The sequence below is a fragment of the Shinella sp. GW835-FHT14H05 genome (assembly GCF_058793575.1).
The window spans coordinates 1-19,336 of the sequence record NZ_JBXAFY010000032.1 but is presented as its reverse complement, the minus strand read 5'-3'; the positions used below and the strand labels follow the sequence as shown (position 1 = coordinate 19,336).

20 protein-coding genes and 1 pseudogene are annotated in these 19,336 nt (G+C 62.8%); 20 read left to right on the top strand and 1 reads right to left on the bottom strand.

Going from position 1 to position 19,336, the window contains the following annotated elements:
- Positions 1-63: 63 nt before the first annotated feature.
- The 17 genes from AC1Q6Z_RS34945 (at position 64) to AC1Q6Z_RS34865 (ending at position 16,302) form a co-directional block, all read left to right on the top strand.
- Positions 64-831, top strand: coding sequence for an ABC transporter ATP-binding protein (locus tag AC1Q6Z_RS34945; protein WP_492650722.1), 768 nt, complete (start codon positions 64-66; stop codon positions 829-831).
- Positions 831-1,559, top strand: coding sequence for an ABC transporter ATP-binding protein (locus AC1Q6Z_RS34940; protein ID WP_439618793.1), 729 nt, complete (start codon positions 831-833; stop codon positions 1,557-1,559). Before AC1Q6Z_RS34945 ends, AC1Q6Z_RS34940 begins: the two co-directional genes overlap by 1 nt.
- A gap of 11 nt (positions 1,560-1,570) precedes the next feature.
- Positions 1,571-2,449, top strand: coding sequence for a branched-chain amino acid ABC transporter permease (locus AC1Q6Z_RS34935; RefSeq protein WP_492650721.1), 879 nt, complete (start codon positions 1,571-1,573; stop codon positions 2,447-2,449).
- Positions 2,446-3,492 carry a branched-chain amino acid ABC transporter permease gene (locus tag AC1Q6Z_RS34930; RefSeq protein ID WP_492650720.1) on the top strand — a complete coding sequence of 349 codons (1,047 nt, stop codon included), beginning with the start codon at positions 2,446-2,448 and terminating at the stop codon, positions 3,490-3,492. The genes AC1Q6Z_RS34935 and AC1Q6Z_RS34930 overlap by 4 nt, the downstream gene beginning before the upstream one ends.
- A 10-nt stretch (positions 3,493-3,502) precedes the next feature.
- On the top strand, positions 3,503-4,318 hold the full coding sequence (locus AC1Q6Z_RS34925) for a glutathione S-transferase family protein (RefSeq protein WP_492650719.1): 816 nt from the start codon (positions 3,503-3,505) through the stop codon (positions 4,316-4,318).
- Positions 4,315-5,241: a dioxygenase family protein gene (locus AC1Q6Z_RS34920; RefSeq protein ID WP_492650718.1), complete on the top strand. Its 927-nt coding sequence runs from the start codon at positions 4,315-4,317 to the stop codon at positions 5,239-5,241. The genes AC1Q6Z_RS34925 and AC1Q6Z_RS34920 overlap by 4 nt, the downstream gene beginning before the upstream one ends.
- A 3-nt stretch (positions 5,242-5,244) precedes the next feature.
- Positions 5,245-6,000, top strand: a complete 756-nt coding sequence (locus tag AC1Q6Z_RS34915) for an SDR family NAD(P)-dependent oxidoreductase (RefSeq protein ID WP_439618798.1) — start codon at positions 5,245-5,247, stop codon at positions 5,998-6,000.
- Positions 6,001-6,879 carry a beta-keto acid cleavage family enzyme gene (locus AC1Q6Z_RS34910; RefSeq protein WP_439618799.1) on the top strand — a complete coding sequence of 293 codons (879 nt, stop codon included), beginning with the start codon at positions 6,001-6,003 and terminating at the stop codon, positions 6,877-6,879.
- 35 nt (positions 6,880-6,914) lie between these two features.
- A complete protein-coding gene (locus tag AC1Q6Z_RS34905; RefSeq protein ID WP_439618800.1) occupies positions 6,915-7,919 on the top strand; it encodes a quinone oxidoreductase family protein in 1,005 nt (334 codons plus the stop codon).
- 10 nt (positions 7,920-7,929) lie between these two features.
- Positions 7,930-8,262 (top strand): cupin domain-containing protein, encoded by a 333-nt coding sequence (locus AC1Q6Z_RS34900; RefSeq protein ID WP_439618801.1) that lies wholly within the window; start codon positions 7,930-7,932, stop codon positions 8,260-8,262.
- An 89-nt stretch (positions 8,263-8,351) separates the two neighbouring features.
- A complete protein-coding gene (locus AC1Q6Z_RS34895) occupies positions 8,352-9,413 on the top strand; it encodes an alpha/beta hydrolase family protein (RefSeq protein WP_492650717.1) in 1,062 nt (353 codons plus the stop codon).
- Between the two features lie 242 nt (positions 9,414-9,655).
- The gene (locus tag AC1Q6Z_RS34890; RefSeq protein ID WP_492650716.1) at positions 9,656-10,876 is read left to right on the top strand and encodes an acyl-CoA dehydrogenase family protein; all 1,221 of its coding nucleotides are present in this window, start codon (positions 9,656-9,658) and stop codon (positions 10,874-10,876) included.
- A gap of 32 nt (positions 10,877-10,908) precedes the next feature.
- Positions 10,909-11,658 carry an electron transfer flavoprotein subunit beta/FixA family protein gene (locus AC1Q6Z_RS34885; protein WP_492650715.1) on the top strand — a complete coding sequence of 250 codons (750 nt, stop codon included), beginning with the start codon at positions 10,909-10,911 and terminating at the stop codon, positions 11,656-11,658.
- Positions 11,658-12,608, top strand: a complete 951-nt coding sequence (locus AC1Q6Z_RS34880; protein ID WP_439618805.1) for an electron transfer flavoprotein subunit alpha/FixB family protein — start codon at positions 11,658-11,660, stop codon at positions 12,606-12,608. Before AC1Q6Z_RS34885 ends, AC1Q6Z_RS34880 begins: the two co-directional genes overlap by 1 nt.
- A gap of 54 nt (positions 12,609-12,662) precedes the next feature.
- Positions 12,663-13,733, top strand: coding sequence for a helix-turn-helix transcriptional regulator (locus AC1Q6Z_RS34875; RefSeq protein ID WP_492650714.1), 1,071 nt, complete (start codon positions 12,663-12,665; stop codon positions 13,731-13,733).
- On the top strand, positions 13,730-14,206 hold the full coding sequence (locus AC1Q6Z_RS34870; protein WP_439618807.1) for a (2Fe-2S)-binding protein: 477 nt from the start codon (positions 13,730-13,732) through the stop codon (positions 14,204-14,206). The genes AC1Q6Z_RS34875 and AC1Q6Z_RS34870 overlap by 4 nt, the downstream gene beginning before the upstream one ends.
- Positions 14,203-16,302 carry a xanthine dehydrogenase family protein molybdopterin-binding subunit gene (locus AC1Q6Z_RS34865; protein ID WP_492650713.1) on the top strand — a complete coding sequence of 700 codons (2,100 nt, stop codon included), beginning with the start codon at positions 14,203-14,205 and terminating at the stop codon, positions 16,300-16,302. Before AC1Q6Z_RS34870 ends, AC1Q6Z_RS34865 begins: the two co-directional genes overlap by 4 nt.
- A gap of 287 nt (positions 16,303-16,589) precedes the next feature.
- Here AC1Q6Z_RS34865 and AC1Q6Z_RS34860 read toward each other — a convergent pair whose 3' ends face one another.
- Positions 16,590-16,721 (bottom strand): hypothetical protein, encoded by a 132-nt coding sequence (locus AC1Q6Z_RS34860; RefSeq protein WP_492650712.1) that lies wholly within the window; start codon positions 16,719-16,721, stop codon positions 16,590-16,592.
- An 86-nt stretch (positions 16,722-16,807) separates the two neighbouring features.
- Here AC1Q6Z_RS34860 and AC1Q6Z_RS34855 point away from each other — a divergent pair, with 86 nt between their 5' ends.
- The 3 genes and pseudogenes from AC1Q6Z_RS34855 to AC1Q6Z_RS34845 form a co-directional block, all read left to right on the top strand.
- The gene (locus AC1Q6Z_RS34855) at positions 16,808-17,815 is read left to right on the top strand and encodes a phytoene desaturase family protein (RefSeq protein WP_492650711.1); all 1,008 of its coding nucleotides are present in this window, start codon (positions 16,808-16,810) and stop codon (positions 17,813-17,815) included.
- 10 nt (positions 17,816-17,825) lie between these two features.
- Positions 17,826-18,119 (top strand): muconolactone Delta-isomerase, encoded by a 294-nt coding sequence (locus AC1Q6Z_RS34850; RefSeq protein WP_492650710.1) that lies wholly within the window; start codon positions 17,826-17,828, stop codon positions 18,117-18,119.
- A gap of 14 nt (positions 18,120-18,133) precedes the next feature.
- Positions 18,134-19,237, top strand: a pseudogene (locus AC1Q6Z_RS34845) (ATP-binding cassette domain-containing protein); the annotation flags it as partial.
- Positions 19,238-19,336 lie beyond the last annotated feature (99 nt).

Here is a 19,336-nt window from a genome sequence, read left to right as displayed (position 1 = left end):
CCGGAGGCATCAGGAGGATGGCGCCATGCGCCGTCCCCCACCAGCCGCGCCCATCTGGCAGACATGGACAGGGAGGTCGAGCCTGTGCTCGAAGTGAAGAACCTTTGCAAACATTTCGGCGGCATCAAGGCCGTTGACGGTGCCACGTTCAAGGTCGAGCGCGGTTCCATCACGGCGCTGATCGGACCGAACGGTGCCGGAAAGACGACGGCGTTCAACTGTATCAGCCGCACGCTCGCCCCGACATCGGGCGAGGTCTGGCTCGATGGGGAGCGCATCGATCATCTGCGCCCGCACAAAATCACGGCAAAGGGCCTAAGCCGCACTTTCCAGATTTCGCGCAATCTCGCCGACATGACGGTGCTCGAGAACGTCATCGTCCAGTCGCGCGTCGAGGGCATCCGCGGTCTCTTCCAGCCGGCGGTCTCGCCGCGCGAGAAGGACAAGGCGATGGGTATCCTCGACTTTCTCGGCATCACCCGTATCGCCTACGAGGACGGCCACAACCTGTCCTACGGCCAGAAGAAGTTGATGGATCTCGCAGCACTCCTGATGTCCGACCCGAAGATCATCCTGCTCGATGAGCCGGCCGGCGGCGTCAACCCGTCGCTGATGGAAGAGATCGTCGGTCACATCCGCGCGCTCAACGCCAAGGGGCTGACGGTGCTGATCGTCGAACACAACATGGAGCTGATCATGCGGCTTTCTCACAGGGTCGTCGTTATGGCGCAGGGCCGCGTCATCTGCGAGGGCACGCCCGATGTCGTCCAGAAGGACCCGGCCGTTCTCGATGCCTATCTCGGCGGTGTTCTCGATACGGAGGCCGCGTGATGACGAAACTTCTTGAAGTCACCAACATCACCGCCGGCTATGGCGACGGCCCCGCGATCCTCGATGGCGCGCATCTGACCGTCGTACCCGGCAAGGTCCATTGCATCATCGGCCCGAACGGCGCCGGCAAGTCGACGCTGCTGAAGGCGATCTGCGGCATGTTGTCGATCCGCCAGGGCGACGTGATCTTCAAGGGCGAACGGCTGAACGGGCTGCGTCCCGACCAGATTCTGCGCAAGGGCATCTGTTTCGTGCCGCAGGAGCGCGCGCTGTTCCCAAAGATGACGGTGCGGGAAAACCTGCGCATGGGCGGTTTCATCCTGAACAATTCCAAGGAACTCGACCGGCGTGTCGATGGCATCCTCGATCGGTTCCCGATCCTGCGCGAGCGCGCCGACCAGCATGCCGGCACGATGTCCGGCGGGCAGCAGCAGACGCTCGCCATGGCGCGCACGCTCATCATCAAGCCGGAGATCGTCATGCTCGACGAGCCTTCGCTCGGGCTCGCGCCGAAGATCGTCCAGGAGATGTTCAACATCATGAAGATGATGTCGGAGGAGGGCGTGACGGTCCTTCTCGTCGAGCAGAACGCGCTGATGGGCCTGAAGAATGCCGATTTCGGCGTCGTGCTCGATCTCGGGCGTACCCTCATCGAAGGTCCGGCGGCCCAGGTGCTGTCCGACCCGCGTATCCAGGAACTCTACCTCGGCGGCAAGAAGGCCGCCTGACGGAGACCAACATGGCACAGATCATACAGGTGGCAATCCTGGGCCTTGCGCTCGGCGGTGTCATCGCCCTCATGGGGTCCGGACTATCCCTCGTCTTCGGCGTGATGCGCATCGTCAATCTCGCCCATCCCTCGCTCATCATCGCGGGCGCCTATGTCGCCTATTGGGGCTTCAAGCTCTGGGGCATCGACCCGCTGATCATGTTGCCCGTCGCAACGGTCATCATGGCGGCAATCGGGGTGCTGCTCTACAAGCTGATGTTCGAGCGCGAAGCCAAAAGCGCGCGCTATTCGGAAATGACGGTTCTCGTCACCTTTGCGCTTGCCATGATGGTGGAAGGCCTGCTCGGCAGCCTCTTCACCAATACGCAGCGCGTCACCTCGCCGTCCTATGCGACCGAAGCCTTCTTCATCGGTGACGTCTTCGTGCCGAAGGGACAGCTCTATGCGGGCATGGCCTCGCTGCTTATCATCGGGGCGCTGGCGCTGTTTCTCAAATACTCCCGCATCGGCTATGCGATCCGCGCCACGACGCAGAACCGTGATGCTGCCGAGCTTCTCGGCGTCAATGTCAGCCTCATCAGCGTGATTGCATTTGCCATCGGCATCGGCCTTGCGGGTGCTGCGGGTTCTCTCGTCAGCTTCGTCTTTTCGTTCTTCCCGGCCCGCCAGTGGGAATGGATCGCCATGCTGATGTCGGTCGTCGTTCTCGGCGGCATGGGCAGTATCCTCGGCACGGTCATCGCCGCCTTCTCGCTGTCGCTGATCGCCGCCTTTGTTGGTACCTGGATCGGGGCCACCTGGTCCAGCATGACCTTCTTCCTCGCCCTTTTCATCATCCTGCTGATCCGGCCACAGGGCCTGTTCGGCGAAAAGCCGGAGATGGCATGATGGATATCACGCTTCAGAATTCCGACACGAATGCCGTCCTGGAGGCGCGCCGCGCCCACAACGAAAAGCTGGCACGCCGGGCGGAACAGACCCGCGCGACCTGGTTTCCCATTGCCCTGCTCGTCGTGCTGTTGGCTCTGCCGCTGCTCCAGCTCACCGGCAACTACAATTACGAGCTCCACCTCGTGCTCTTCACCGCGTCCTATGTGGTGATGGCCGCCGGCTGGAACATTCTCGGCGGGTTCACGGGATATGTCTCGCTCGGTCACGCGGTGTTCTTTGCGATCGGTGGCTATTTCTCCGGCGTGCTGCTGGCCCGCTTCGGCATCTCGACGCTGATCACCGCACCGCTCGCCGGCATCGTCGCCGCCGTCTTCGGTTATGTTATCGGCATGATCACGCTGAAGGTGAAGGGCCCGAGCTTCATCATCTCCTCCATCGCGCTCCTGATGATCTTCCGTATCCTCTTCGACCATTGGACCTTCATCGGCGGCGCGAACGGCCTGTCGCTGCCGGTCAACGACCTGCCGGTGCTCTGGGCGAAGGTTCCCTACTACTATGCCTTCATAGTCATGGCCGCCTTTACCGTGTGGGCGACCTACAAGATCAAACATTCAAAGTTCGGCCTTGGCCTGCGTGCGATCTCGAAGGACGAGATCAAGGCGGAAAGTGCCGGCATCGACACACGCTTCTACAAAGTCTTGGCCTTCGCGCTCTCGGCCTTCTTCGTCGGCATGGCGGGCGCTGTCTGGGGTGAGTACCTCACCTATCTGAGACCCAACATCTATCTGGTGATCCTTGTTTCGGCCAACCTGGTACTGATGTGCATTCTCGGCGGCAAGGGCACGATCGCCGGCCCGATCGTCGGTGCGATCATGATCACCGCTGTCAACGAACTCTTCGTTGCCACCATGGGCGCTTCGGAACTCAACATTCTCGGCACGGGCCTCGTCATGGCGCTGGTGCTGATGTTTTTTCCGCTCGGCATCATCGGAACGCTCGCCCGCAAGGGCAAGCTGCCCCGCATTCTCAACTGGGATTAAGGGGCAAGCGATGACGAATTTCCGGCTCTACAATGCTCCACAATCCACCTGCAGCCAGCGCGTGCGCTATGCGCTGCACGTCAAGGGACAGGCCTTCGAGGAGGAGAAGCTTGATCTCTTCCGCGGCGACCAGCTTCGGCCCGAATATCTGGAGATCAATCCGAACGGCGTGGTTCCGGCGCTGGTGCATGACGGCGCGGCCGTGACGGACTCCGCCGTCATCCTCGAATATCTCGAGGATGTCTTTCCGGAAATCATGCCGCTGCGCCCGAAGGATGCGCTTAAGGTTGCCGAGATGCGGGCGATGATGCGCTTCATCGACGAGGTGCCGACGCCAGCGATCCGGGTGCCCTCCTACAATCTCGCCTTCCTGCCGCACTTCCAGACGATGAGCGACGCGGATTTCCAGGCGCTTTGCGACAGCAAGCCGTTGCGTCGCGAGTTTCTCATGAAGATGGGCAAGACCGGATTTCCTCAAGCGGAAATGGACGAGGCGCTCGCCCGTCTCCAGCGTGGCATCGACCGTATGGCCCAGTGGCTCGAGACGAGTGGCGGACCATGGGTGATGGGCAGAAACATGACGCTGGCGGACATCGCGGTCATGCCAGTCATCGTGCGCATGGCGGATATCAATCTCGCCGGCGCATGGGACCGCCATCCGGCGATCGCGACATGGCTGGAGAATATCCGGGCCAGTGCTGCCTACGCGAGGACATATTATGAGGGGTCTCTGCTGACGGAGAAGTATCCGCATCTCAAGGAAAAACTGAAGCAGACCGCAACCCTGGAAGACGCGCCCGCGGTTGCGGGGGGAGGCTTGGCATGAACCACATCAGTATCGAACAAAAGCTGATCTCCAGGGAAGAGGATGTGACGCCGACAGTGCTGCGCGCCATGGAAAACACTACGGATGCACGTCTAAAGGAGTTGGTGACATCGCTGGTCACGCACCTGCACGCCTTCGTCGGCGAAACGCGCCCGACCGAAGCCGAGTTCGAATACGGGCTACGCTGGATCGCGGCCCTTGGCCACCACACCAACGACTTCAACAACGAGGTCGTGCTGGCCGCCGACGTGCTCGGCATTTCAACCCTCATAGACTTGATCAACAACGACGGCATGCAAGGCGAGACGATGTCCGCGCTGCTCGGGCCCTTCTATCGCGGCGCGGCGCCGATCTGCGCCTCCGGCGATTGCATTGCGCGCTCGGATACGCCCGGCGCCGGCCTCTATTTCACAGGTCGCGTGACCGGCGTGAACGGCCAGCCGATTGCCGATGCCTCCCTCGACGTCTGGCAGGCCTCACCGGTCGGGCTCTACGAGAACCAGGACGAGACGCAGGACGACTTCAACCTGCGCGGAAAATTCACGACCGATGCCGACGGCCGCTTCCACTTCGTCTCGGTCAAGCCGGCGGGCTATCCGGTGCCGACAGACGGACCGGTCGGAGATCTGCTGCGAGCCCAGAACCGCGAACCGATGCGCCCGGCACACATCCATTTCATCGTCTCGGCACCCGGCCACAAGACGCTGATCACGCAGATTTTCGCCGATAGCCTGGAGGCGCTCGTCGGTGACGTGGTGTTTGGTGCCAAGAAGCAGATCGTCGGTAATTTCGTCCGCTACGACGAACCGCATCCGGACTATCCCGGTGTCGCGGCACCATTCTTTACCTGCGACTACGAGTTCAAGCTGGTCGAGGGAACGCCGTGTTTCCCGGTGCCGCCGATTTCCGGAAAGAAGGGCTGAGCCTTGGCCGAACATGCAAAACCATTGGCCGGCAAGGTTGCCGTCATCGTCGGCGGCTCAGGCGGCATCGGGCGGGAAACCTGCGCGGAGTTTGCTGCGGCCGGCGCCCGTGTCGTCGTCGGCTACCGCAACGGCCGGGAAAAGGCCGAACAGATCGCCGCTGACTTGCCCGGTGAGGGGCATATCGTCCTTCCCGTCTCCATCGAGGTGACGGCGAGCATCAACGCGTTTCGCGATGCGGTGCTCGGCGCGACCGGACAGGTCGATATTCTCGTCAACGCCGCCGGCATCACCAAGCCCGTCGCGCATGCCGATCTCGACGCGCTGACGGATGAGTTGATCGACGAGATTTTCATCAACAACTGGCGCGGCGTCTTCGCGACCATCCGCGCCTTCGCGCCGGCGTTAAAAGCAAGCGGCGACGGACTGATCGTCAACCTTTCGTCGATCGCGGCGTTCACCGGCATTGGCTCCAACATCGCCTACTGCGGCGCCAAGGCGGGCCTCGATATCATGGCGAATTCTCTCGGCCGTGCGCTTGCGCCGGAGATCCGCGTGCTTTCGATCTCGCCCGGCGCGGTCGATACGCAGTTCGTCCCCGGCCGCGGCAAGGAGTTCAACGACAAGGTGGCCGCGACCACGCCGCTCAAACGCATCACCAGCCCGTCCGATGTCGCGCGCGCCATTCTCGCCTGCGCGACACATCTGAAATTCTCGACCGGCGATCGCATCGTCGTCGATGGTGGAAGGCACCTCTGAATGCAGCAGAACGTCATCATAACCTGCGCGGTCACCGGCAATCTCACCACAAGGGAGCATCATCCCGGCCTGCCGGTGACGCCGGAGGAGATCGCCAATTCCTGCCTCGAGGCCGCCGAGGCTGGCGCAGCCATCGCCCATATCCACGTGCGTGATCCCGAAACCGGCAAGCCGTCGATGGAGCTGAAATACTATCGGGAGGTGATGGAGCGCATCCGCGCGAAGAACAACGCGCTGATCCTCAACGTCACGACCGGACCCGGCGGCCGCTATCATCCGAGCGACGCGAACCCGGCGGTTGCCGGACCGCGCACCACCTTGACGCGGCCGGAAAAGCGCGTCGAGCATATCGTTGCCCTCAAGCCGGACATCGCAACGCTGGACCTCAACACCATGACCTTTGGCAACGAGGTGGTGATCAACACGCCTGCCAATGTGAAGATTATGGCCGATATCATTTACGAGGCCGGCTCGAAGCCCGAGCTCGAGGTGTTCGACACCGGCCACATCCAGCTCGCGCATGACATGCTGAAGGCCGGATCGCTGCGTGCGCCGACCATGTACAACATCGTGACGGGCGTGAAATACGGCTTCCCGGCGACGCCGGATGTCATGGGTCTTGCTGCGCGCCTGCTGCCGGCGGATTGCGTCTGGACCGGCTTCGGTGTCGGGCGCATGTCCTTCCCGATGGCGGTCCAGTCCTACCTGCTTGGCGGCCATGTGCGCGTCGGGCTGGAAGACAATTCCTACCTTTCAAAGGGCGTGCTCACCAAAGGCAACGGTGAACTCGTCGAGCGCGCCCGCGATCTCATCGAAAAACTCGGCGGCCAGATCGCCAGCCCCTCACAGGCACGCGAGATGTTGGGGCTCGCGGCGTGACGGGGCCTGTCCAGAATATCCAGGGAGAAGAAGAGATGAACATCCAGGTGGAGACGAAAACAGGCCGGGCGCTAAGGGTCACGCAAAAGTCGCCCGATCTCGACAACCTGTTGATCGATATCGTCGACGTCACCGTGCCGCGGCCGGGACCGGGGCAGGTGCTCGTCGAGATCGTTGCGGCGGGCGTAAACCCCAGCGATGTCAAGGCCTCGCTTGGGCACATGCCGCATGCCGTCTGGCCCCGCACCCCCGGCCGCGATTTCGGCGGCATCGTGCGCGAGGGGCCGTCACATATGCTCGGCATGGAAATCTGGGGCGGCGGCGGCGAACTCGGCATTTCGCAGGATGGCAGCCACGGCAAATGGATGGTGCTCGACCAGAAGGCCGTGCGCGCCAAGCCCGCCAATTTCACCATGGACGAGGCCGGTTCGATCGGCGTGCCGTTCATCACGGCCTATGAGGGCCTGCGCGAGGCGGGTGGTGCGCAGCCGACCGATGTCGTGCTTGTCTGTGGCGGCAATGGCAAGGTCGGTCAGGCAGTCATCCAGCTCGCCACCATGGCGGGCGCCAGGGTGTTTGCGGTCGAGTACAACGGCCAGCCGCTGTTGGGCCATGCCAATGGTCATGTCGAGATGCTCGACAGCGGTTCGCAGGACGTCGCCGCCATCGTGCGCGAGAAGACCGGCGGTCATGGCGCCGATATCGTCTTCAACACGGTCGGCAGTCCCTATTTCGAACTCGCCAATGCAGCCATGGCCAAGCAGGCGCGCCAGATCTTCATCTCGACCTTCGATCGTGCCGTGCCGTTCGACATCTTCAACTTCTTCCGCGGGCGTCACAAATATATCGGCATCGATACGCTGGCGCTGTCATCCATCGATGGCGCGCGCATTTTCGACAAGCTGAAGCCGAAGTTCGAGGAGGGGCTCTTGAAGCCATTTCCGATCAATCCGGCGAGCTGCTACCGGCTGGAGGATGCTGCCAAGGCCTATGCGTCGGTGCTGCGCAGCACGCCAGACCGCGTGCTCCTGAAACCTTGAGGCCGATCCCATGCAGGTGACACGCTACAGCGAGGCGAAGCCCTACGAGGCTCCTGAGCACTACGGCATGGCTTGCCTGCGACTGCAGGGCAAGGAGGCGACGACGACCGATACGATCTGGATCGGCCTGTCGCATATCCTGCCCGGCGGTCACACCTCGCTAAACGATGCGACGGTCGAGAAGCTCTACGTGGTCGTCGCCGGCGAGGTGACCATCGAAACGATCGACGCTGCGGTGACGCTCGGCGTGCTCGACAGTTGCCGGCTGGCACCGGGCGAGGCGCGCGCGCTGGTCAACCGCACCAATGCGCCGGCCTCCATTCTCCTGGCGATGCCGACGTGACCAGTTCGACTGCAAAATCCTATCCGCTTGAGCTCGACGCGATCGACCCGACGTCCGGGCATATTCAACGGCCCTGGAAGGACAATGGAATGAACGAGACTGAAAACAGGTTGCTGAGCGTGGTGGAACACTGGTTGCCGCGCATGGAGGTCGCCGGTATTCCCTCCGGGACGGCGAGGTCGGTGATCGACAGCGCCGGTGTCTGGGAAAACTGGCTCGCGGCCTGGAGTGCTGAGGGTGATCGCCACGCCGAGATGGGCGAGGTGGCCCTTGCCCATGGACGCCCAATCACCGCCGGCGAGGCCTTCGCCCGCGCCAGCTTGTTCTATCACTTCGGCCAGTTCATGGCTTTCGAGGACCTCGAGGCGAAGGAGCGTGCTGCGGCGCGCAAGGTGGCGTTGTACCGAAAAGCGGCGCCACTGCTCGAACAGCCCGGCGAACTGATCGAGGTGCCGTTTGAAGGCGGCGTGCTGCGCGGCTATCTTCGGCGGCCGGGAGGGCCGGGGCCGCATCCCCTGGCGCTGATCATCCCCGGGTCGGATTCCACCAAGGAGGAGTTCCCGGCATTCGAGCGGCATTTTCTCGCCCGCGGCGTGGCGACGCTGTCGCTCGACGGTCCGGGGCAGGGCGAAGGCCGGTCGCACGGGCATCTGCGTGCCGATATCGCCCCGGCTGTTGCCGCAACGATCGGTGCGATCGAGGATAGGCGGGGCTTGTTGGGTGCCATCGGCCTCGTCGGCATGGCCTTTGGCGGCTTCATGGCGCTTCGGGCGGCGGCGGCGCTGGATGGGCTTGCCGCGGTTGTCTCCATCAACGGCTTCTATGATCTCGGAGCGCTCTGGCCGACCCTGCCGAAGGTCTACCAGGACAACATGACCTTCGCGCTGGGTGGAGCCGATGTCGTCGAGAGCGCCCGCCGTTTCATCCTGACTGGTGTCGATGGACCTTCGGTTCCGGCGCTCATTCTGCATGGCGGCCGCGACCGGATCTTTCCACCATCGGAAGCGCAGAAATGCGCCGATATCTGCCGGGCAGGCGCGGAATTGCATGTTTTTCCCACAGGAAACCATGTCTGCAACAACATCCCCTGGATGTACCGGCCTCTTGTTGCCGACTGGCTGGCGGAGCGGTTGAAGGCTTCGAGCACGTGACCATCGGCACGGCCGTCTTCCATTCGCCACGCCGGGTAATGTCGCGTAGAGCAGGTCGATGGAACCGGTAGGTCATGCGGAATGTCCACTCGATGTTGGACGATTGTCCACCACAAGCGGACGGCACGGCCTGACCCCGGATCCCGAGCGCTGATACCAATTGTGGCATAGCGGAAGGCAGAGGAGGTCGACCGCTTTGCACTCAAAGGGAGCGAACAATGATTCACGCCGATGATGGGATCTTGTCCCAGGAACAACGCCTGATGCGCGACAGTTGCCGATCGTTTGTCGATGATGTGGTAACGCCGTTCATCCGGTCGAACTGGCAGCGCGAATGGGACATGAGCCCCGGCGAAAGGCTGCCGCGCTCAATCCTCGAGGGCGCCGAAGCGATTGGCGTGCGTACCCTGGGCGTGCCGGAGGAATTTGGTGGCATCGACCTCGAGCGGGAGACCGAGGTACGCACCTTCGCGCTGATTGCCGAGGAAATCGCCCGCGGCGATTCCGGTCTCGCCGACAAGCTGGTGCAGAACTGGAAGGTCTCCATCGTCCTGCGACAGTTTGCGGCAAAGCACCTCCAGGAAAAATGGTTCCCGCGCCTGTTGGAGGACCCGAAATTCCTGTTGGCGCACTGCCTGACCGAACCGCGGGGCGCCTCCGACCGCTGGCTGCCCTACAATGTCCCGGAAGCCTCCATGCACACCAAAGCGGTGCTGGACGGCGACCATTGGGTCATCAACGGCCGCAAGCAATTCATCTCGAACGGTTTCGACGCCGGCCTCTACGTCGTCTATGCCAACACCGACCCATCGGTGGGCATGCTGCAAGGCACATCGAGCTTCCTGGTGCCCCGCGAAACGCCCGGCCTCACCATCACCAAGTGCAACGAGACGATGGGCTGCCGCTTCATGAACAATGGCGAGCTGGTCTTCGAGGATTGCCGCATCCCGGCCGACCATTTGCTCGTCAAAAGCACGGCGCTCGCTTCCGCCGGCCAGTATTTCCGGGCCGGCAAGATCATCCAGGCGGCGAAAAACCTCGGCGTCGGGGTCGCCTGTTTCGAGCGGACTGCCGACTATGTCCAGAACTACGTCCAGGGCGGGCGCATCCTGATCAAGCATCAGGCCGTGGCGCTGCGGCTCGCCGATATGGCCACCCGCATCGAGGCGGTGAGGTCGCTGGTCGAGCGCGCATCGAAGGCGGTGGACGAAGCGCATCCGGACGCCGACATTCTTTGCAACATGGCCAAGGTCTACGCTTCCGAGGAGATCATGAAGGTCGCCACTCACGCCTTGGAACTTCACGGTGGCAATGGCGCAATGCTCGAATTCGGTATCGAGAAGCTGTTTCGCGATGCCGCGATCTTCCTGCATATGGATGCGACGGTCGACGTCAGCCGCATGAAGATCATCAAGACCATGTTCCCCGCCACCGCCGGCAAATATGCCGGTCCGGAAAACTGAAGACGCACCAGCGGACTAAGGGAGGAACACAGATGAAGATCCTGGTTGCCGTAAAGCGGGTTGCCGATCCCAATGTCAAAGTGCGTGCCCTGGCGGACGGCTCGGGCGTCGATCTTGCCAACGTCAAGATGACGATGAATCCGTTCGACGAGATCGCCGTCGAAGAGGCAGTTCGCTGGAAGGAAGCTGGCCGGGCGAGCGAAGTCGTCGTCGTGTCGGTCGGCTCTGAAAAATCTGCCGAAACATTGCGCACCGCCTTGGCGATGGGGGCCGACCGGGGTGTGCTGGTGCGCTCGGAAGCGGTTGTCGAACCGCTCGCCGTCGCGAAGATCCTGAAGGCTGTCGCCGAGGCCGAGAAGCCCGACATCATCATCACGGGCAAGCAAGCGATCGACGATGACGCGAACCAGACTGGTCAGATGCTATCGGCGCTGCTGGGCTGGGGGCAGGGGACATTTGCCTCGAAGATCGTCGTTGGCGATGCTGCGATCGAGGTCACCCGCGAGATCGACGGCGGCCTGCAGACGGTCAGCCTTGCGCTTCCGGCGTTGGTCACGGCCGACCTCAGGCTGAACGAGCCCCGATACGCCTCGTTGCCCAACATCATGAAAGCAAAGAAGAAGCCGATCGATGAACGGATGCCTGCCGACTACGGCGTGGCTGTCGAGCCGCGCCTGACTGTCGTGCGCGTGCATGAGCCGGCGATCCGCAAGGCTGGCATCAAGGTCGGCACGGCTGTCGAACTTGTCGAGCGGTTGCGCACTGAAGCAGGAGTCCTGTAATGACCATTCTCGTTCTGGCGGAACATCAGGATACGCAGCTCGACGAGGCCACCGCCAAGGCGGTCTCCGCCGCGGGACGAATAGGCGGCGAGATCCATGTGCTGGTGGCGGGGTGCGGCTGCAGGGCCGCTGCCGAGGCCGCCGCGCGGCTGGCTGGCGTCACCAAGGTCCTGCTCGCCGACGATCCCGGCATGTCGAACCGGCTTGCTGAGCCGGTCGCGGCACTCATTATCAGCCTCGCCGCCGGATATGAGGCTTTTCTGGCGCCTTCGACCACCAGCGGCAAGAACATCATGCCGCGCGTGGCCGCGTTGCTCGACGTGATGCAGATATCCGATGTCATCGCGATCGACGGGCCTGATCTGTTCCAGCGCCCGATCTATGCCGGCAATGTGATTCAGACTGTGCGGTCCGCCGACGCATGGAAGGTGCTGACGGTTCGCGCGTCGTCCTTTCCTGCCGCGGCCACAACGGCTACGGCGCAGCCGATCGAGGCCGTCACAGTTCCAGCAAGCGCCGGACGATCGTCATTCGTCAGAAATGAGCTATCGCGTTCCGAACGCCCGGAACTGGCTGGTGCGCGGATCGTCGTGTCGGGTGGACGGGCGCTGGCGTCTGCTGAAAATTTCACGACCGTGCTGGCGCCGCTGGCGGATACGCTGGGCGCCGCAGTCGGAGCGAGCCGGGCTGCCGTCGACGCCGGCTACGTTTCAAACGATCTCCAGGTCGGCCAGACGGGCAAGATCATCGCACCCGACCTCTATATCGCCTGCGGCATTTCGGGCGCGATCCAGCATCTGGCGGGCATGAAGGATTCCAAGGTGATCGTGGCGATCAACAAGGATCCGGATGCCCCGATCTTCCAAGTTGCCGACTATGGCCTGGTTGCAGATCTGTTCGAGGCCGTACCGGCGTTTCACGTGTCGTTGGCCGGAAGGGCAGGGACATAGGCGGTCGAGGACGCCGATCGCGCCGTATGACTGCCGGACCTGATAGGAGTGACCATGGCAAAGGCAAACAACGAAACGACGGTGCGTCCTCGTCCGGATCGCGACGAGGAGGAGAATCGGGCCGATGCGGCGCCGTTCCGCTCCTACGCGCTCGACAGGTCCGACAGTCCGCGTTTTCACATCCGGTTGGTGGAGAATACCCCCAGGCTCTACCCTGCCCACAAACATGATTATTTCCAGATTCTCTATTTCATGTCGGACGCCCCGGCGATCCGGATCGGCCTGACGTCGCACAAGCCCAAGGCCGGCTCCATCTATTTCATAGCGCCGATGGTGCCGCACCAGATCAGGTTCGATCACGCGACACGCTGCACCGTCGCCTATTTCGATCTCGATTTCCTCCGCCCCGGCATCACCCGTTCCTATCCTATGGCAGAACTGGTGCGGTTGGCGCCGGAGCTGACACCCTTCGCCTGGCAGAACCATGTGAACTTCGATCTCGACGCCGTGCAGGGTGCGCGGATGGAACGCGCGATCGCCTCGATGATCGGCCAGCACCAGACCGAGCGTATCAGTGCGACGGAGATCATACGGGCCGAACTGACACTGATACTTGCCACCCTGTGCCAGGATTACGAGGCGGAGTTTGCCGAATTGTCGCGGACGCTGCCGGTGGTCGGCCGCGACAGCGGCCATATGCGCCGCATTGCCGAGTTCATAGGCGAAAACTATACGCGTAGCCCGAGCCTCGACGAAGCGGCCTCCGCCGCGCGCCTGTCAAAGAGCCGGCTGTGTGCCCTGATCCGCCAGTACACCGGCACTAGCTTCCAGGTGCTGATCCGCGAAATGCGCATCGAAGACGCAAGGGAGCGTTTGGTGCTGACCGACGACACGATCGGGCAGGTCGCCTATTCCGTAGGCTACAATGACGAGAAGTATTTCCTGCGCGCCTTCAAGGCTTCCGCCGGAATGACGCCAAGCGCCTACCGGCTGAAGCGGGCCAGGGAGAGCCCGGCCGCGAAACCCGATCCTGCGTCCGTATCCGAACGCCCATCCACGCCGCGGGCCGGCGCGCGGCGACCGGCCGTTCCCTCCTTCGAGATCGTCGCAGGGCGAAAATCATGAGCCTATCCATCTCATTCCAGCTCAATGGATTGGTGACGCGTGTGGACGATGCCGGCGACGAGCCCCTGCTCTTCGTGCTGCGGAACCGGCTCGACCTCAAGGCGACACATTTCGGCTGCGGCCGGGAGCAATGCGGCGCATGTGTCGTCAGCGTTGACGGGCAGGCGCGCTATTCCTGCTCGCTGCCCATGTCCGCTTTGGCCGGGGCCGACGTGACGACCCCGGAGGCGCTTGGCGACGATCCCATCGGGTTGGCATTGCTCGAAGCGTTCAAGGTGGAGGGGGCCGGCCAGTGCGGTTATTGCATCTCCGGCATCCTGATGCGCATCTACGCGCTGCTCAAGGTCGAACGGCGGCCCAGCCGCGAGACGATCGTCGCGGCACTCGACAAGCATCTCTGCCGCTGCGGGGCGCATGGCAGCATCCTGCGTGCCGTCGAGCGCGCCGCGGCCAATGTCGGCGAGGGCGTATGATCGGCGGCAATGCGCTCCCTCGAAGCCTCCTGGACAATCCGGAACTGGGCCGCTGGGTTTCATTCGAGCAGCCGGGAACTGTCGTCGTCCGTTCTGGTAAGGTCGAGCTCGGCCAGGGTATTCTCACGGCCCTAGCCCAGATCGCCGCCGACGAATTGACTGTCGATCCAGGATTGATATCGCTGGCACCCTGCGATACCGATCGTTCGCCGGACGAGGGCATTACCGCCGGTAGCCAGTCCGTCGAGATCTCGGGCGCTTCGATCCGGATGGCCCTGGCGCAGGCGCGCGCGGCTTTGATTGACGCGGCGGCCGCCCGTCTCGGTGCCGATATCGGCAACCTGTCCTGTCGGGACGGAAACATCTTTCTCCGTGGTGCACCGACCGGCCTGGATTTCTGGTCGCTCGCAACCGCGGTCGATTGGTGCCAGCATGTCACCGGTGATGTTGCCGTGCGGCCTATCGGTGCCTATTGCGCCGTTGGCGCCAGCCACCCGCGCATCGACATGGCGGAAAAGTGTGGCGGTGCCGGTTTCATTCAGGATCTTTTCCTGCCGGGGCTCCTGCATGCCAGGATCGTCCGGCAACCCTTTCGGCTTGCCCGCCTGGCCAGCGTGGATGAAGCAAGGTTGCAACGCCGCCACCCGGGCATCGCGATCTTGCAGCGGAACGACTTCCTCGCCCTCATCGGGCCTGACGAATATGGCGTGCATCTTGCGCACGCCGAGGCGGACATGTTTGCCCGTTGGGAAGAGGTGTCCGGCCTCTGGCTGCCGGCAGAAACGGCCGGCGAGAAAATCACCCTGCTCGGATCTGCATTGCCCCATGCCGGGTCGACAGGTATCGAGGCGCGGTATTCGCGGGCGCATGTGGCGCACGCGTCAATCGGCCCTTCCTGTGCGCTGGCCGTGTTCGATGCCGGCCGATTGACTGTGTGGAGCCATTCGCAGGGTATTTTCCCGCTTCGCGGCCAGATCGCCCTATGCCTTGGGCTCGAACCATCGGCGGTGCACGTCATCCATGCGCATGGCTCCGGCTGCTATGGCCACAACGGTGCGGACGATGCTGCGCTTGATGCGGCTATCGTTGCGATGGAGCTGCCTGGCCAGCCGGTGCGAGTGTTATGGTCGCGCGAAGACGAGCTGAGTCGTGGCCCGCTGGGTGCGGCCATGTCGGCTGCGGTCGAGGCGGAAATCGACGTTGCCGGCAAGGTGGCCTCGTGGAAACTGTCGGTCACGAGTGAACCGCATGCCCAGCGTCCGGGCTTTGGCGGGCATTTCAATCTCAGTTCGGCAGAAGCGCTCGACAGTGCGCGGCTGCCAGGAAAGGTCGAGGATCTGCCCGATGCCGCCGGCGGCGGTGCCGCCCGGAACGCGGTGGCGATCTATGATTTCCCGGGCCAGCAGGTGACCGTCAGGCTCGATACGCGCAGTCGTATCCGCACCTCTTCGCTGCGGTCGTTGGGCGCTCATCTCAATGTGTTTGCCATCGAGTCTGCGATGGACGAATTGGCGGACCTTGCGGGCGCCGATCCACTGGACTTTCGGCTGCGTCATCTGAGCGATGAACGCTGCCGCGCCGTTCTCGAAGGTGTGGCAGAGATGAGCGGCTGGCCCGGCAACCATCCGGCAGGCGAGGGGCAGGCCCTTGGTATCGCTGTCGCGCGCTACAAGAACAAGGGGGCCTGGCTTGCCGCCGTTGCCGAGGTTTCGGTGGACGAGGAGATCAGGCTGGCGCGGTTGTGGCTCTGCGCCGATGTGGGCCTGGTCGTCAATCCGCAAGGTGCCCGCAGTCAGATCGAGGGGGGCGCCATCCAGGCCGCGAGCTGGACCCTGAAGGAGGAGGTTAAGGTAGAGAACGATCGAGTGCCGGCCTTTGACTGGAGCGCCTATCCAATTCTGAAGTTCTCGGAAATTCCCGAAATCGAGACGCGGTTCATCATCGACCCGAAACGCTCGCCCCTCGGCGCAGGCGAGGCGTCGCAGGGACCGGTGGCGGCGGCCATCGGAAACGCCGCATCCCGGGCACTTGGTTTCAGGATGCGCGACCTGCCGCTGACGCGGGAACGTCTGGTCGAGGCGCTCTCAAGCGCCTGATCGGCGCCCGCATTCCGTCGCGTATTTTCGGGGTTGCGGTGAGGAATCGATGAACGACGTCGAACGCGACAGCTTGGAGTTCGACCTCCGCCGCTGGCGCAACCGGGGCTTCGGTTCAGTAAGGCAAACTCTCAGTATTTGTTCTTGCGATGTTATCACTTCGTTTTTTGGCTTAACGGATAGTGGATAATTCGTTGACATGAACAGATCTGTCGTCTTCCGTCAGTTGCTTTCAGGTCGCGAGCGTCGGATGCCGGCGCCGTCTCCTGCGCGCTTTCAAGGTGGAATCAAACGTGCTCGGTCGTGGCCGCCTGCCGGACAAGCGCCGCGATCACCTCCACAAGAGGTGTCTTGCCTTTGACGCTGTTCCGCCCTTCTTTTTTGAAGTCTATCCAGCCCTCGTTAAAGCCGTCGAGCATGCGGATGCGCGGATGCGGGTTACGCGTACCCTGGGCACGGAACAGGTCCTCCCAGCTTTCGCGCGGAAGATTTCCAGACGAACGGCATGGCCGAGCACTGTTGCGAAAGCCTCGGCGAGATCATTGGGCGAGACCCGCGTCGAGCCTTCCAGTTCCAAAACCCGCTTGCCGGTCCACGGCGTGCGGCCCTCAGGGGCTCCACCGGCCTGCCGGTTGGTGGCATGGGCGCCATTATCGATGCGCTTGAGGCCTGCTGCCTGGCGCACGGCGCGACGATCCTCAAAGACGCGCCGATCAAGCGAATTCTGCATTCATTTGGCAAGGCCCGGGGTGTGGTTACGATCAGGGGCGACGAATTTTTAGCCCCGGCCGTGCTGTCGGCGATGAACCCTAAGACGCTTTTCGGCAAGATGCTCGACGACGAAGCGGTGGGCGCGGATATGCGGCGCGAGATCGCCGCCGTGCCGATGCGAGGCTCGGCCTTCAAGCTGGTCCTGGCGCTGGATGGCGTGCCGCATTATGCCGGCCTGCCGGCGGATGTCGATCCGGGGCAGGCGGCACAGGTACAGTTTCGCATCGCGCCGTCCCTCGATTATATCGAACGCGCAATCGCCGACGGGTTGGCCGGCAGGCTGGCCGAACGGCCGATCATGTGGGGCCTGATGCCATCGGTAACGTCGCCGGACCTGGCGCCCGCCGGTTGCCACCTGCTCAGCGTCAACGCCTGGCATGCACCCTATGAGCTTGCGGACGAGAGCTGGCCGGAAGCAGGCGAGCGTTTTGCCAATATCTGCATCGACGAGCTTTCGCACTACATGCCGGATCTGCGCCAGCGCCTCATCGGCCTGCGCTATTTTAACCCGGTCGAGATCGAAAGCGAACTGGGCCTCGTCCAGTCGAATATCACGCATGGTGACATGCTGCCGAATGCACTCTTCGGTGCGCGCCCGCACCGCAGGGCGCACGACTACCGCACGCCGCTTTCCGGACTTTACCTGTCGGGCGGTGGCACTTGGCCGGGTGGCTATGTCACCGGCATCCCCGGCTACAACGCCGCAAACACCATCATCAAGGATCTGGACTGCAAACCATGAGGAAAACGCAATGGAATTTCTGGTCAATATCAAGCTTCGCTGGTCCGAGGACATGGACCCCGAGCTGAAGGCGAAGGTGATCCGTGATGAGCGCGCCCACGCGGCGGAGCTGATCAAGGAGGGGCATCTGGTGCGCATGTGGCGCGTGCCCTGCCGCTTTGAGAACTGGGGTCTGTGGCGCGCATCGGATGCCACGCAGTTGCATGAAATCATCACCAGCCTTCCGGCCAATCCGTGGATGTACGATATCGACGTGCTTCCCCTGGCAAAACATCCGGTAGATCCAATCCACTCCGCCGCGTAAGAAGGAAAAGCGAGATGGACTTCTGTGCCGCTCAGCCTCCCGTTCTATCCGTCAAGGACCTGACGACCTCGTTCAGGTCGGGCGACCAGTGGAAGCCGGTCGTCCGCAACCTGTCCTTTTCGATCGCGCCGCGTGAGACGGTGGCGATCGTGGGTGAGTCGGGGTCAGGCAAGAGTGTCACGTCCTTGTCGATCATGCGGCTGCTGCCGAATTATTCGAGCCGGATCGAAGGCGAGGTGTCGTTCGGCGGCCGTGATCTGCTGACGCTAGGTGAGGAGGAGATGCGCAAGGTCCGCGGCAACGAGATCTCGATGATCTTTCAGGAGCCGATGACCTCGCTCAACCCGATCTTCCCGATCGGCAAACAGATCGCCGAAGCGATCACTTGCCATCGCCGCATCTCGCGGGCCGAGGCACGGTCGGAGGTGACCCGGCTTCTGGAAAAGGTGCGCATCCCGAACGCCAAAGGCCGGTTCGACGATTATCCGCACCAGTTTTCAGGCGGCATGCGCCAGCGTGTGATGATCGCCATGGCACTGGCCTCCAAGCCAAAACTCCTTATCGCCGACGAGCCAACGACGGCGCTCGACGTGACGATTCAGGGCCAGATCCTCGATCTAATCAAGATGCTGCAGGAAGAGGAGGGCATGGCCGTGCTTTTTATCACGCACGACATGGGCGTGGTGGCGGAAGTGGCCGACCGCACGATCGTCATGTTCCGCGGCGATGCCGTGGAGGCGGGCGCGACCGTAGACATCTTCAATAGCGGCAGGCATCCCTATACGCGGGCCTTGCTATCGGCGGTTCCGCGCCTCGGCTCCATGGCAGGCATTGACCGGCCCATGCGCTTTCCGGTGATCAACATCACGACTGGCGAGACATGCCAGTCGGAAACCGAGGGACCGATGCCTGCCACCGGCCAGACGCCCCTCCTGGAGGTGAAGAACCTGACGACGCGCTTCGATATCCGTTCGGGCCTCCTGGGCCGCAAGAGCGGTGCCGTCCATGCGGTAGAGGATGTGTCCTTCGATCTGAAGGCGGGCGAGACGCTATCACTCGTCGGTGAATCCGGCTGCGGAAAATCGACGACGGGGCGTTCGATCACACGGCTGGTGGATGCCTCTCCACCGAGGAGACAAAAAGCCAGTGACCTGAGCCCCTGAACTTCCTCCAGATTTTGGTAGAGTCCGTCGTATCAAGGAGACGGACGGAATGAA